General features: G+C 74.4%; 15 protein-coding genes. 3 read left to right on the top strand and 12 right to left on the bottom strand.

Going from position 1 to position 13,050, the window contains the following annotated elements; genetic code table 11:
• Window positions 1-73 precede the first annotated feature (73 nt).
• Window positions 74-1,531, bottom strand: coding sequence for a PLP-dependent aminotransferase family protein (locus O3597_RS05755; protein WP_216592994.1), 1,458 nt, complete (start codon window positions 1,529-1,531; stop codon window positions 74-76).
• Between the two features lie 58 nt (window positions 1,532-1,589).
• On the opposite strand from O3597_RS05755, the gene O3597_RS05750 reads away from it, so the two are divergent.
• Both O3597_RS05750 and O3597_RS05745 read left to right on the top strand, forming a co-directional pair.
• Window positions 1,590-2,243 carry a hypothetical protein gene (locus tag O3597_RS05750; RefSeq protein WP_164449167.1) on the top strand — a complete coding sequence of 218 codons (654 nt, stop codon included), beginning with the start codon at window positions 1,590-1,592 and terminating at the stop codon, window positions 2,241-2,243.
• Window positions 2,244-2,386: 143 nt separating this feature from the next.
• Entirely contained in the window at window positions 2,387-2,848 is a 462-nt protein-coding gene (locus O3597_RS05745) for a hypothetical protein (RefSeq protein WP_281603438.1), read from the top strand.
• A gap of 47 nt (window positions 2,849-2,895) precedes the next feature.
• Here the strand turns inward: O3597_RS05745 and hisF are convergent, their stop codons facing one another.
• The 9 genes from hisF to hisD form a co-directional block, all read right to left on the bottom strand.
• Window positions 2,896-3,663 carry an imidazole glycerol phosphate synthase subunit HisF gene (gene hisF / locus O3597_RS05740; RefSeq protein WP_164449169.1) on the bottom strand — a complete coding sequence of 256 codons (768 nt, stop codon included), beginning with the start codon at window positions 3,661-3,663 and terminating at the stop codon, window positions 2,896-2,898.
• A 67-nt stretch (window positions 3,664-3,730) separates the two neighbouring features.
• Window positions 3,731-4,729 (bottom strand): NADP-dependent oxidoreductase, encoded by a 999-nt coding sequence (locus O3597_RS05735; protein ID WP_281603437.1) that lies wholly within the window; start codon window positions 4,727-4,729, stop codon window positions 3,731-3,733.
• Between the two features lie 70 nt (window positions 4,730-4,799).
• The gene (gene priA, locus O3597_RS05730) at window positions 4,800-5,525 is read right to left on the bottom strand and encodes a bifunctional 1-(5-phosphoribosyl)-5-((5-phosphoribosylamino)methylideneamino)imidazole-4-carboxamide isomerase/phosphoribosylanthranilate isomerase PriA (RefSeq protein ID WP_164449171.1); all 726 of its coding nucleotides are present in this window, start codon (window positions 5,523-5,525) and stop codon (window positions 4,800-4,802) included.
• Window positions 5,526-5,547: 22 nt separating this feature from the next.
• Window positions 5,548-5,868: a hypothetical protein gene (locus O3597_RS05725; protein ID WP_164449172.1), complete on the bottom strand. Its 321-nt coding sequence runs from the start codon at window positions 5,866-5,868 to the stop codon at window positions 5,548-5,550.
• Window positions 5,869-5,898: 30 nt separating this feature from the next.
• Entirely contained in the window at window positions 5,899-6,570 is a 672-nt protein-coding gene (gene hisH, locus O3597_RS05720; RefSeq protein ID WP_281603436.1) for an imidazole glycerol phosphate synthase subunit HisH, read from the bottom strand.
• Window positions 6,567-6,749 carry a hypothetical protein gene (locus O3597_RS05715; RefSeq protein ID WP_093401546.1) on the bottom strand — a complete coding sequence of 61 codons (183 nt, stop codon included), beginning with the start codon at window positions 6,747-6,749 and terminating at the stop codon, window positions 6,567-6,569. Before O3597_RS05715 ends, hisH begins: the two co-directional genes overlap by 4 nt.
• A 25-nt stretch (window positions 6,750-6,774) precedes the next feature.
• Complete coding sequence (hisB, locus tag O3597_RS05710) at window positions 6,775-7,386, bottom strand: imidazoleglycerol-phosphate dehydratase HisB (protein ID WP_269737461.1); 612 nt, start codon at window positions 7,384-7,386, stop codon at window positions 6,775-6,777.
• The gene (locus O3597_RS05705; RefSeq protein ID WP_164449175.1) at window positions 7,383-8,504 is read right to left on the bottom strand and encodes a histidinol-phosphate transaminase; all 1,122 of its coding nucleotides are present in this window, start codon (window positions 8,502-8,504) and stop codon (window positions 7,383-7,385) included. Before O3597_RS05705 ends, hisB begins: the two co-directional genes overlap by 4 nt.
• Complete coding sequence (gene hisD, locus O3597_RS05700) at window positions 8,501-9,871, bottom strand: histidinol dehydrogenase (protein ID WP_281603435.1); 1,371 nt, start codon at window positions 9,869-9,871, stop codon at window positions 8,501-8,503. Before hisD ends, O3597_RS05705 begins: the two co-directional genes overlap by 4 nt.
• A gap of 107 nt (window positions 9,872-9,978) precedes the next feature.
• Here hisD and O3597_RS05695 point away from each other — a divergent pair, with 107 nt between their 5' ends.
• Window positions 9,979-10,674: an LON peptidase substrate-binding domain-containing protein gene (locus O3597_RS05695; RefSeq protein ID WP_281603434.1), complete on the top strand. Its 696-nt coding sequence runs from the start codon at window positions 9,979-9,981 to the stop codon at window positions 10,672-10,674.
• On the opposite strand, the gene O3597_RS05690 is transcribed toward O3597_RS05695, so the two are convergent.
• Together O3597_RS05690 and O3597_RS05685 are read right to left on the bottom strand one after the other, a co-directional pair.
• The gene (locus O3597_RS05690; protein WP_348650332.1) at window positions 10,586-11,521 is read right to left on the bottom strand and encodes a DUF2567 domain-containing protein; all 936 of its coding nucleotides are present in this window, start codon (window positions 11,519-11,521) and stop codon (window positions 10,586-10,588) included. The two genes, O3597_RS05695 and O3597_RS05690, sit on opposite strands and share 89 nt — an antisense overlap.
• Window positions 11,522-11,603: 82 nt before the next feature.
• A complete protein-coding gene (locus O3597_RS05685; protein ID WP_281603433.1) occupies window positions 11,604-13,019 on the bottom strand; it encodes an AAA family ATPase in 1,416 nt (471 codons plus the stop codon).
• Between the last annotated feature and the right edge of the window lie 31 nt (window positions 13,020-13,050).

The raw sequence follows: 13,050 nt of genomic DNA, 5'->3' as shown, positions 1-13,050 counted from the left end.
GTCGGCCCCGCACTCGTCCCTCCCCGGGGTGCGGGGCCGATCCGTGTCGCGCCACACCAGCGGCGACGGCGGTTCAGGCGATGACGCTCGGCTCCGGCCAGCGGGTCTGCCCCGCCCGGTCCAGGTCGTAACGGACCGCCGCGATCCGCCCGACCGCCTCGACCAGGTCGGTGGCCGGCAGGGTGAACGGCAGCCGCAGGAAGCGCTCCAGCGTCCCGTCGAGGCCGAAGCGGGGGCCGGGTGCCAGGCGTACGCCGACCTCCTCGGCGGCCCGCGCCAGGGCGCTGGAGATCGGCCCGTCCAACTCGGCCCAGAGCGTCACCCCGCCGCGCGGCACGGTGACCCGCCACTCCGGCAGCCGGCTGGCCAGCGCGCCGAGCAACGCGTCACGCTGCACGGCCAGCTGTGCCCGCCGGGCGGCCACGATGGCCGGCGCGACCTCCAGCAGGTGCACCGCGACCAACTGGTCCAGCACGGGGCTGGACATGTCGACACCCACCCGCGCCGCGGCCAGCCGCTGCACCTGCGGCGCCGAGGTCCGGATCCAGCCGATCCGCAGCCCGCCCCAGAACGGCTTGCTCATGCCACCGACGCTCACCACCCGGGAGTGCCGGTCGAAGCTCGCCGTCGGCGGTGGCAGGTCGGTCCCGTCCAGCGGCAGGTCCACGAACGACTCGTCGATCACCAGGTCGGTGCCGACCGCGTGCGCGGTGGCCACCAGCCGTTCCCGCAGCTCGGCCGGCATCAGGTGCCCGGTCGGGTTCTGGAAGTCGGGAATCAGGTACCCGACGCGGGGTCGAACCTGCCGCAACGTACCCAGCAGCAGGTCCGCGTCCCAGCCGTCGGCGTCGGCGGCCAGGCCGTGCGTGGTGATCCGGGCCCGCCGGGCGGACAGGGCCGCCAGGGCGTTCGGGTAGCTCGGCGACTCGACCAGGACCCCGCCGCCCGGCGCGAGCGCCAACCGCAGCACCAGGTCCAGGGCGTGCTGCGTGCCGTTGGTGACCATGATCTGGTCCGGCGAAGTGGGCAGCCCCCGTTCGGTGTACCGCTGGGCGACCGCCTCCCGCAGCTCGATGATCCCGATCGGGTGGTACCCGGCGCCGTTGAGGTAGCGGGGCAGATCCTCGGCCGCCGCCCGGGCCGCCGGCAGCAGTTCGGGCGGGGCGGACAACGCCGCCACACCGAGGTCGAGCATGTCCCGGTCGTCCAGTGGGATCCACAGTCCGTTCGGCGCGACCCGGTGCGTCCCCGGCAGCATCGTCCAGCTTCCGGCACCCCGCCGGCTGGCCAGGTGTCCGCTGTCGCGCAATTCGCGGTACGCGGCCGTGACGGTGGTACGGCTGACCCGCAGCGCCTCGGCCAGGTCCCGTTCGGCGGGCAGGCGCACGCCGAGGGGGAGCCGACCGTCGGCGAGCAGGCCGCGTACCGCACCGGCCAGCGCGGCATAGTCGGGGCTGCGCCGCCGACCGGGCAGTGCGTGCCACTGCCCGAGCAGCCGGGCCAATTGGACCCCACGCACCTGACTCACCATGGCCACTCCCCCGAGATTGGCTCTATCGCGCCGCCAATTGGCACCTAGAGTGGCATGCGTGGCAATGATTGGCAACCTCCGACACCGGCCGGCACGACGGCTGACGCACCTGTTCGTCGGGCTCGTCCTCTACGGCTTCAGCATGGCGCTGATGATCCGCTCCGGGCTCGGCCTGAACCCGTGGGACGTCTTCCACCAGGGGCTGTCCCGACTGACCGGCCTGAGCATGGGCACCGTGGTCATCGCGGTGGGCGCGCTGGTGCTGCTGGCCTGGATCCCGCTGCGCCAGCGTCCCGGTCTCGGCACCGTCGCCAACGTGGTGGTGATCGGCCTGGCGGTCGACGCGACCCTGGCCCTGCTGCCCCCCGGGGGGCCACTCGCGCTGCGGATCGTCCTGCTGGTCGCCGGGATCGTCGGCAACGGCGCGGCCACCGCGCTCTACCTCGGCGCCCGCCTCGGACCCGGCCCCCGGGACGGGTTGATGACCGGCCTGGTCGCCCGCCGCCCCGGCCGGTCGCTACGCCTGGTCCGCACCATCATCGAGGTCGGCGTGCTGGCCGTGGGCGCCGTGCTCGGCGGTACGGTCGGCATCGGCACCATCGCCTACGCGCTGACCATCGGGCCACTGGCCCAATTGTTCCTGCCCCTGTTCGACGTCGCCGAGCCGAAACCACCGACGGTGGAACGGATCGAGCCGGCCCCGGCCACCTGACGACCACCCAGCGCCACGGACCCATACCGGATCGAGTCGGTTCCGTCCAGCCGCATCGACTGTCGGCAATCATGATGCCACTCACGGTCGCAGTGCGGCGGTCGGTGTTTTCCTGAAGCCGGGTCGCCCGGCAGAATCTCCGCATGGGGGACAACGCCTGGCGTCGTACCGACGCATGGATCTTCGTCTCGCTGGTGATCGCCAGCGGCGCCGGACGCCACCGACGGTCCACGACCACCCGCCGCCCCGAGGGAGTACGCCTCGCCGACGTGCTCTCCACGGCCGACCATCTCGACCAGAGCATTCCCGAACGGCACGACATCGAGGAGGCGATCCGCCGGTTGCTCGGTGCCGGGCTGGTCGACGTCTCCGACGGCTGGTTCCGGATCACTCCCGACGGCGAACACCTGTGGCGCTCCCGGCCCAGCGCCGGGCTGGCCACCACCGTCGACACCGTGCAGGGGGTGCTCAGCCGCCGGCACGCGCCCGGCACCGCGGACTGGCACCTCGACGAGCAGGAGCACGCCGCCGCCGTACAGGAATATCTGGTGCGCTCGATCCCGATGCCCCGACGCTCTCCCGAGGGACACTCCGGCCGCGGCTGACCGCCGTACGCCCGGGCGCGACCTGCCGCCGGTGGTGCCCAGCGGCGTCAGCGCACCGGGTGGCCGGCGCCGCGCAGCACGTCCTTGACCTCCGCCACGGTCAACTCCCCGAAGTGGAACACGCTGGCGGCCAGCACCGCGTCGGCGCCGGCGCCGATGGCCGGCGGGAAGTGGGCCGCCGCACCGGCGCCCCCGCTGGCCACCACCGGGACGTCGACGACCCGGCGCACCGCGCCGATGAGTTCCAGGTCGAAGCCGGCCTTGGTGCCGTCGGCGTCCATCGAGTTGAGCAGGATCTCGCCCGCGCCCAGCTCGGCGCCGCGCCGCGCCCACTGCACGGCGTCCAGCCCGGTGCCGCGCCGCCCGCCGTGGGTGGTCACCTCGAACCCGCTCTCGGTGCTGCCCGCCGGTGCCCGCCGAACGTCGAGCGAGAGCACCAGCACCTGCCGACCGAACCGTTCCGCGATCTCCGCGAGCAGTTCCGGACGCGCGATCGCCGCCGTGTTCACGCCGATCTTGTCGGCTCCCGCGCGCAGCAGGGTGTCCACGTCCGCGACCGTCCGCACGCCACCACCGACGGTAAGCGGAATGAAGACCGACTCGGCCGTACGGCGGACCACGTCGAGCATGGTGCCCCGGTCGCTGGACGAGGCGGTGACGTCGAGGAAGGTCAACTCGTCGGCACCCGCACGGTCGTACGCGGCGGCCAGCTCGACGGGGTCACCCGCGTCCCGCAGGTCGACGAAGTTGACGCCCTTGACCACCCGTCCCGCGTCCACGTCGAGACAGGGGATCACCCGTACCGCCACCGTCATGCGACGAGCCTATCGCCGCCCGGACGACGCCCGGCACCCCGCTCGACCCGACGGTCCGCGCCGCCGGTCACAGCCGCACCAGCATCTTGCCGAGGTTCTCCCCCCGCAGCAGGCCGAGGAAGGCCGCCGGGGCGTTCTCCAGGCCGTCGACGATCGTCTCGTCGTAGGCGAGTGCGCCCTCGCGCAGCCACCCGGAGACCTCTCGCACGAACTGCTCCCGCAGGTGGCCGTGATCATTGACCAGGAAACCGCGCAGGGTCAGCCGCTTGCCGATGACCTGGGCCAGGTTGCGCGGGGCGGCCGGTGCCTCGGTGTCGTTGTACTGCGCGATCATGCCGCAGATCGCCGCCCGGCCGTGCACGTTCATCGACGAGATGGCCGCCTCCAGGTGCTCGCCGCCGACGTTGTCGAAGTAGACGTCGACCCCGTCGGGAGCGGCGGCCCGCAGCAGGTCGCGTACCGGGCCGTCGTGGTAGTCGAACGCGGCGTCGAAGCCGAGCGCCCGCAGCCGCTCGACCTTGGCCGCCGACCCGGCGCTGCCGACCACCCGGCCCGCGCCGCGGAGCCGGGCGACCTGGCCGACCATGCTGCCGACCGCACCGGCCGCCCCGGAGACGAAGACCGTCTCACCCGGACGCATCGCGGCCACCTCCAGCAGCCCGGCGTACGCGGTCAGCCCGGTCATCCCGAGCACACCGAGGTAGGCGGTCACCGGTGCCAGATCCGGGTCGACCTTGCGGGCGGTCTTCGCCTCGACCAGCGCGTAGTCCCGCCAGCCGAGGCCGTGCAGCACCGTGTCGCCCGGGGCGAAACCGTCGGCGGAACCGTCCACCACCTCACCGACCGCCCCGCCGTCGAGCGGCGCGTCCAGGGCGAACGGCGGTACGTAGGACCGCACGTCGTTCATCCGCCCGCGCATGTACGGGTCCACCGACATGTACCGGTTGCGCACCAGCAACTGCCCCGGACCGGGCGTGGGCACCTCGGCGGTGACGAGCCGGAAATTGTCCTCGGTGGGCCAGCCCTGCGGGCGGGCGGCCAACTGGATCTCACGGTTGGTGGGCACGGGAGCGTCCTTCCTCTGCGGGTCGGGCGACGGCACGGTCGGGCGGCGGCGCGGCCGGGCCGCAGCCGGATCACGGGTTCGCGAGGACCGCCAGGGCCTCCGCCACGGTGAACGCCTCCGCGTAGAGCGCCTTGCCGGCGATGACCCCCTCCACGCCGACCGACTCCAGGGTGGCCAGGGCCCGCAGGTCATCCAGGGTGGAGACGCCGCCGGAGGCGATCACCGGGGCGTCGGTACGGGCGCACACCTCGCGCAGCAGGTCCAGGTTCGGTCCGCGCATGGTGCCGTCCTTGGTGATGTCGGTGACCACGTAACGGGAGGCACCGGCCTTGTCGAGCCGCTCCAGCACCTCGTACAGGTCGCCGCCGTCCCGGGTCCAGCCCCGGGCCGCCAGGGTCCGGCCGCGCACGTCCAGCCCGATCGCGACCCGGTCGCCGTACTCCGCGCAGACCCGGTCACACCACTGCGGGTCCTCCAGCGCGGCGGTGCCGATGTTCACCCGCTCGGCACCGGTGGCCAGCGCGGCGCGCAGCGAGGCGTCGTCCCGGATGCCACCGGACAGTTCCACCCGTACGTCGAGGCGGCGCACCACCTCGGCGAGCAGGTCGGCGTTGCTGCCCCGGCCGAACGCGGCGTCGAGATCGACCAGGTGGATCCACTCGGCACCGTCTCGCTGCCACGCCAGCGCGGCCTCCAGCGGGTCGCCGTAGGTGGTCTCGCTGCCCGCGGCGCCCTGCACGAGCCGGACGGCCTGGCCGTCGGCGACGTCCACGGCGGGCAACAGGGTGAGGCTCATGTGTCGGGTCCCTCTCGCATGGTCAACGGCGGTCCAGGGCGATCACCACGATCACCGGCAGGACGAGCAGCAGCAGCAGGATCAGCCCGACCCGCAGCGCCAGGTCGGGCACGAACACCCAGATCAGGGTGATCGCGGCCAGGGTGAGCGCCACGATGGCCGCCCGCTCGCCCTGGGAGTATCGGGGCAGCCGACCGGTGCGGCCACGACGCACCGTCGGCACCACCCGGCGGACCAGCGCCCGACGGCGCGCCCGGCGGGCGGCGGCGCGTTCCCGCAGCACCCGCTGCCGGGCCGCCTCCGCCTCCCGGGCCGCCCGCCGCTGGGCCCGTTCCCGGCTCACCGTGGGCCCCGGCGGGCGCCACCGGCCGGCTCAGTCACCGGCGGGCACGGTGGCCAGCCAGTTGCGCAGCAACGCGGCACCGGTGTCGGCGGACTTCTCGGGGTGGAACTGGGCGGCCGACAGCGCACCGCGTTCCACCGCCGCGACGAAGTCACAGTCGTGGTGGGCCGTGGTCACCCGGGCCCCGGACGCGGTCAGCGCGGCCGGGTCGGCGACGGCGTACGAGTGGACGAAGTAGAACCGGCTGTCGGCGGGCAGGCCGGCGAAGAGCACCGAGCCGACCGGCGCCTGCACGGTGTTCCAGCCCATGTGCGGCAGCCGGGCGGCGGCGAGCCGGGTGACCGTGCCCGGCAGCAGGCCCAGTCCCTTGGTCACCACCCCGTGTTCGTCGCCGGACTCGAAGAGGATCTGCATGCCCACGCAGATGCCCAGCACCGGGCGGCCGGCGGCGACCCGCCCGGCGATCACCGGCCCGGCACCGATCGCCTCGATGCCGGCCACGCACGCGGCGAAGGCACCGACCCCGGGCACCACCAGGCCGTCGGCGTCGGCGGCGGCGGCGAGGTCGCCGGTGACCAGGACGTCGGCGCCGGCAGCGGCCAGCGCCCGCTCGGCGGAACGCAGATTGCCCGAGCCGTAGTCGAGCACCACGATCCGACGCCGTCCACGCGGGACCGCCCCGCCGTCGGGCCGGCTGGTCATGACCCGTCCCCCGGCAGCAGCCAGAGCACACCCGCGGCGGTGGCCAGCACCGCCAGCAGCGCGGTGACGACCACCGCGCCGCGCGGCGCCCCCTGCCGGTGCAGGGACAGCGCCCCACCGACCAGCACCCCGGCCAGGATCAGCAGCAACGTGGGCAGGATGCCGCTCACCGGCGACACCTCCGTCGCACCGCACCCGGGCCGCTCACAACGCCCCCTTGGTGCTGGGAATCGCCCCGCCCGCCGTGGGGTCCACCGCGGTGGCCTCCCGCAGCGCCCGGGACACCGCCTTGAACTGCGCCTCGACCACGTGGTGGGCGTCCGGGTGCCCGCCGGGGCGGGCCGCCCGCAACACGTCCACGTGCAGCGTGATCCGGGCCGCCTGACCGAAGGATTCCCAGATGTGCCGGGTCATGCTGGTCGGGTACACCGGGCCGATGTACGGCGCCAGGGGCGGCTCGTCGTGCACCACGTACGGCCGGCCGGAGAGGTCGACGGCCGCCCGGACCAGCACCTCGTCCATCGGCACGGTGGCCGAGCCGTAGCGCCGGATGCCCGCCTTGTCGCCGAGCGCCTGGTCGAAGGCGGCACCGAGGGCAAGCGCGGTGTCCTCCATCGTGTGGTGCGCGTCGATCTCCAGGTCACCCACGGTGCGCACGGTCAGGTCGAAGCCACCGTGCCGGGCGATCTGGTGCAGCATGTGGTCGTAGAAACCGACCCCGGTGCTGATCTCGGCCACTCCGGTGCCGTCGAGGTCGATCTCGACCAGGACCTTGGTCTCCTTGGTGATCCGCTCCACCCGGGCGGTCCGGCTCATGATGTGCCTTTCGTCGGTAGCGGCGGCGGGGCGATCAGCCCCTCGCGCTGGATATCGTGCACGGCGGCGAGGAAGGCGTCGGTCTCGGCCCGGGTACCGGCGGTGACCCGCAGCCAACCGGGCAGCCCCACGTCACGCACGAGCACGCCGCGCGCCAGCAGCGCTCGCCAGGCCACCGACTGGTCACCGCCGACCTCGTACAACACGAAGTTGGCGTCGCTGTCGGCGACCCGCAGGCCACGACGGCGCAGCTCGGCGACGATGCGGTCACGTTGCTCGGATATCTCGGCGACCGTGGCGAGCAGGGCGTCGCGGTGAGCCAAGGCGGCCCGCGCGGCGGCCTGGGTGAGCGCGGAGAGGTGGTACGGCAGCCGGACCAGCTGCACCGCCGCCACCACCGCCGGATCGGCGGCCAGGTAGCCCAGCCGGCCACCGGCGAAGCCGAACGCCTTGCTCATCGTCCGGGTGACCACCAGCCGTGGGTGACCGGGCAGCACCGCGAGGGCGCTGACCGTGCCCGGCCGGGCGAACTCCGCGTACGCCTCGTCGACCACCACCATCCCCGGGGCGACGTCGAGCACCGCGCGGATCACCGTCGGGTCGAGCGCGGTGCCGGTGGGATTGTTCGGCGAGCAGAGGAAGACCACGTCCGGCCGGTGCTCGCGGACCTGCGCGACCGCCTCGTCGGCGGTCAACGCGAAGTCGACCCCCCGGCGGGCCGGCACCCACCGGGTGCCCGTGCCGAGCGCCAACAGCGGATGCATCGAGTACGCCGGGGTGAAACCGAGCGCGCTGCGCCCCGGCCCACCGAACGCCTGGAGCAGCTGCTGCTGGACCTCGTTGGAGCCGTTGGCCGCCCACACCCCGTCGGCGGTGAGCCCGTGGCCGAGGTACCCGGCCAGGTCGGCCCGCAACGCCAGCGCGTCCCGGTCGGGGTAACGGTTGAGATCGCGCAGCTCCGCGGTGAGGGCCTTGCCGATCGCCTCGGCCACCGCCTCCGGCACCGGGTGGGAGTTCTCGTTGGTGTTCAGCCGCACCGGCACGTCGAGCTGCGGTGCACCGTACGGCGACCGTCCCCGCAGGTCGTCACGGATCGGCAGGTCGTCCAGTCCGGTCATGCGGTGGCCCCGGTCTGCGCCGACGTGGCCGACTCGCTCCGCGGGCTCCCGGCGGCGTCGGGGAACCGGGCGGTGACCGCCTGGCCGTGCGCCGGCAGGTCCTCCACGTTCGCCAGCGTCACCACGTGCCCGGCGACCTCCCGCAGCGCCTGCTCGGTGTACTCCACCACGTGCACGCCGCGCAGGAACGACTGCACCGACAGCCCGGACGAGTGCCGGGCGCAGCCCCCGGTGGGCAGCACGTGGTTGGAGCCGGCGCAGTAGTCGCCCAACGACACCGGCGAGTACGCGCCCACGAAGATCGCCCCGGCGTTGCGTACCCGCATCGCCCACTGGCGGGCGTCGACGGTCTGGATCTCCAGGTGTTCCGCCGCGTACGCGTCGACCACCCGCAGCCCCGCCGCCAGGTCGTCGACGAGCACCACGCCGCTCTGCTCGCCGCCCAACGCGGTGCCGACCCGCTCGGCGTGCTTGGTCGCCGGCACCAGTCGGGCCAGCTCCCGGTCCACCGCGTCGGCCAGTGTGACCGACGGGGTGACCAGCACACTTGCCGCGAGGGGGTCGTGCTCGGCCTGGCTGATCAGATCGGCGGCGACGTGCACCGGGTCGGCGGTGTCGTCGGCCAGGATCGCGATCTCGGTCGGCCCGGCCTCCGCGTCGATGCCGACCACCCCGCGCAGCAGCCGCTTCGCGGCGGTGACCCAGATGTTTCCCGGTCCGGTGATCATGTCCACCGGGGCGCAGTGCGCGCTGCCTGCGGCGTCGACGGCGCAGCCGTACGCCAGCATCGCCACGGCCTGGGCCCCACCGACGGCGTACACCTCGTCGACGCCGAGCAGCGCGCAGGCGGCGAGCACCCGGGGGTCGGGCAGACCACCGTTGTCCCGCTGCGGCGGGCTGGCCACCACCAGCGACCGGACACCGGCCGCCTGGGCGGGCACCACGTTCATCACCACGGTCGACGGGTACATCGCCAGCCCACCGGGAACGTAGAGGCCGACCCGGTCGACCGGGAGCCACCGCTCGGTGACCGTGCCACCCGGCACGACCTGGGTGGTGTGGTCGACCCGTCGCTGATCGGCGTGCACCCGCCGGGCCCGGGCGATCGACTCCAGCAGCGCCGCCCGGACCTGGCCGTCCAGCGTGCCCTCCGCCGCCGCGATGGCCTCCGCCGGCACCCGCAGCACCTCCGGGGCTATCCCGTCGAACCGCTCGCTGGCCTCGCGGACCGCCGAGTAGCCATGCTCGCGCACCGCCGCGACGATCGGGCGGATGCGCTCGACCGCCACGGAGACGTCGAGCTGGGCGCGAGGCAGCAGGTGGCGCGGGTCACGCGCGCCACCGCGCAGGTCGATCCGGTTCAACACGCCTGCGAGTCTAGGCGGCCGTCCGCCGGGCCGACCGGCGCCGCCCGCTGTCCGGGACGGTGAGCCGGGACACGCCACCGCCCGCGGATCGGGCTACGCTTGATCACGTGACCGAACGGCTACCGGTGTTCCCGCTCGCCACGGTGCTCTTTCCAGGGCTGGTACTGCCGCTGCACATCTTCGAGGAGCGCTACCGCGCGCTGGTCCGGCACCTGGTCGCGCTGCCCGACGGGGCACCGCGCGAGTTCGGGGTGGTGGCCATCCGCAGCGGCTGGGAGGTCGCCTCCGGTCCCGGTCAGGAGATGTCCGGCGACGTCACCCTGCACGAGGTGGGCTGCACGGCCGAGCTACGGCAGGTCACCGAGTTGGAGGACGGGGGCTTCGACATCGTCACCGTGGGGCGGCGACGGTTCCGGGTGGGCGAGGTCGACCGGAGCTCCGCGCCGTACCTGACCGCCGAGGTGCGGTGGTTGCCCGAGCCGGACGGCCCGGACGAGACCGCCGACCTGCTGGCGGCCCGGGTGATCGCCGTCTTCCGGCAGTACCTGGGCCTGATCCGGGCCGAGGCCGGTGAGCTGACCGAGCAGCTACCCGAGGATCCGACGGTGCTGTCCCACCTGGTCGCCGCCACCGCGGCGTTGACGGTGACGGACCGCCAGCGGCTGCTCGCCATCGACGACACGGCGGCCCGGCTGCGCGCCGAGCTGCACCTGCTCAACCGCGAGGCGGCGCTGCTTCGCCAGGTGCGGGCGGTTCCGGTGCCGCTGGCGGAACTGGCCTCGCCGCCGCCGGCCCCGAACTGACCTCGCCCTCGCGCCCCGCCGGCCCGGAACCGGCGTCTTCTCCCGGTCCCGCCGGCCCGGAACCAGCGTCCCCCGCCGGCCCTGCGGGCATCGGCGCGGGCGCGGTGAGCCAGGTCACGTCCGGCTCCGGCTCCGGCCGCAGCGACGGCCACCGCGACCAGCCGGCGAGCAGGGTGTACGTCACCGCGGCGGCGAACGCCGGCAGCAGCACGTTGCCGTAGGGCAGCGGCAACACCCCGAGGAACAGCTCGATCCCGCCGGCCCGCAGGTCGGCCGGCTTGCTGAACCGGGTGCCCTCCGGGGCGGTGTCCAGCAGCCGCTGGTAGCCGGCCAGGCCGACCCGACGCCCCACCTGCCAGGCGACCAACGCGGCGGCGAGCGCACCGGCCGCCGCGACGACCAGCCCGACCGGTCCCCGGTTCTTGCGCAGCAGGAACCACACGGCCAGCGCGGTGAGCACCCCGAAGGCCAACCCGAGCAGGCTGAACCACCCGTCGGCGGCGATCGGCTGCTCCGGCTGCGCCTGGCCGTAGACCGCGCCGTCGCCGCTCCTGACGACCGGGGTGGTCGGCGCGATCGCCGCCCAGACCCATCCCAGCGGGGCCCCGAGCAGGCCCAGCGCCAGCACCGTCGCCGCTCCGACCGCCACCACGCGGCCGAGCCCGGCCGCCCGCCCGCCGGTCGACTCGGTGGCCGTCGGCCCAGTGTCCGTCGGCCCGGTGTCCGACTCGGTGGGCGGCCCGACGGCGTCCGTCGCCGGCCGGCTGGTCGTCGGCTCGGTCGGCGACGGCGGGAAGGCGGTTGGCGGCCGTGCGGGCGGTTCGGCGGCGGGGGTGCTCGGGCTCACCCGATGATCCTCGCAGCTACCGTCGTCGGTCGTACACCGTGTCGCGGCAGCGGCTCGCCGTCAGCCGCCCGGCACGCACCGGTCAGCGGCCGAACGGCTCCAGCATCGCCGAGGCCGCCCGTAGCCAGGCCTGCCGGGTCTCGCCCTGAAGCTGGTGGTACTCGATCGACGAGCCGGTCTCCAGCGCCGGGTCGTACGGCACCACGGTCACCGTCCGGGTCCGGGTGGCGAAGTGCTTCTCCAGGTCGTTCTGCAACGGCAACCGGCCCGGGGTGGGGCAGGAGATCAGCGTGACGGCGTTGTCGGCCAGCTCGCCCATCCCCTCCTCGTGCAGCAGGTCGAGCATCCAGTCGGCGCTGAACGCCGCGTCCTCGCGGGGCACCGTGGTGACCACCAGCTGATCGGCCGCCTGCATGACGGTGCGCCAGTTCGGGCTCTCCACGTTGTTGCCGGTGTCCACACAGATCACGTCGTGGGTGCGACGCAGCAGCTCCAGCACCCGCTTGACGGTGAACTGGTCCAGTCGTTGGGCGAACCGGGGACTTTCCTCACCGGCGAGCACGTCGTACGACCCGTCGGAGGCGTGCCGCAGGTAGTCGTCGAGGATCTCCAGCAGCTCGGCGCCCTCCCGGATCTCGATCTGGACGAGGTCGGCGACCAGGTGTCGGATGGTGCGGGCATGCCGGGCGCTGCCGGCGCGCAGGCCGAGGGTGCCGCGTAGCTCGTTGTCGTCCCAGGCCAGCACACCACGGCCGCGTACGCTGCCGACGGTGGCCGCGGCCAGCACGGTGGCGGTGGTCTTGTGCACCCCGCCCTTCGGGTTGGCGAAGGCGATCACCCGGGGCGTGCCCAGGTCGCGACGGAGCACGGCGGCGGCCCGTTCGAGGTCGCTGCCGGCGCTCTGCGCCCGCCATTCGATCCGCCCGGGACGGCCGGCCACCGTTGCCGGTGGTGCCACGGCCGGCGGCGGGGTCACTGGTGCCACCGCCGGCACCGGTGCCGCCTGCGGCGGCGGGCTCGGCGGCGCCACGGCCGGCGGCGCCGAGTGCGGCTGGTAGCCACCGTTGTCCAGCAGGGCGTACCGGGACTCCACCGGTGGCCCGGCGTGCCGGTAGCCGTTGTCCAACAGGGTGTACCGGGACTCGACCGGCTCCGGCCGACGCGGCTCCGGCACCGCCGGGTACGGCGGCGGCCCCGGCTGCCCCCGGTACGGCTGGGCGGGAAGCGCCGGGTCGACCCGGTAGGCCGGTTCGGCGCGGTAGGCCGGCTCCTCGCCGTACGACCGGTCCGCCGGCTGCCCGACGGCCGGTACCCGGCCCGCGTAGCCGCTGCCCGGCCCCCGCCGCGGCAACGGCTCAGGCGACGGTGCCGGCTCCTCCCCCCGCCGCTCGGCCGGCGGCTCCGCGCTGCGACCGCCGAGGCGGGCTCGGTCGAGCAGCGCCCGCCACCGCGGTGCCGGTTCGGCGGGCCGTCCCCAACCGGTCTCGCTGCCCTCCACGGATCGCCTCCCCAGCGCTTCGGTCTCCGTC

Source organism: Verrucosispora sp. WMMA2044 (genome assembly GCF_027497155.1).
GTDB lineage: Bacteria > Actinomycetota > Actinomycetes > Mycobacteriales > Micromonosporaceae > Micromonospora > Micromonospora palythoicola.
Note: the sequence above shows the minus strand (reverse complement) of the source record. Positions and strands in the feature narration are given on the sequence as shown.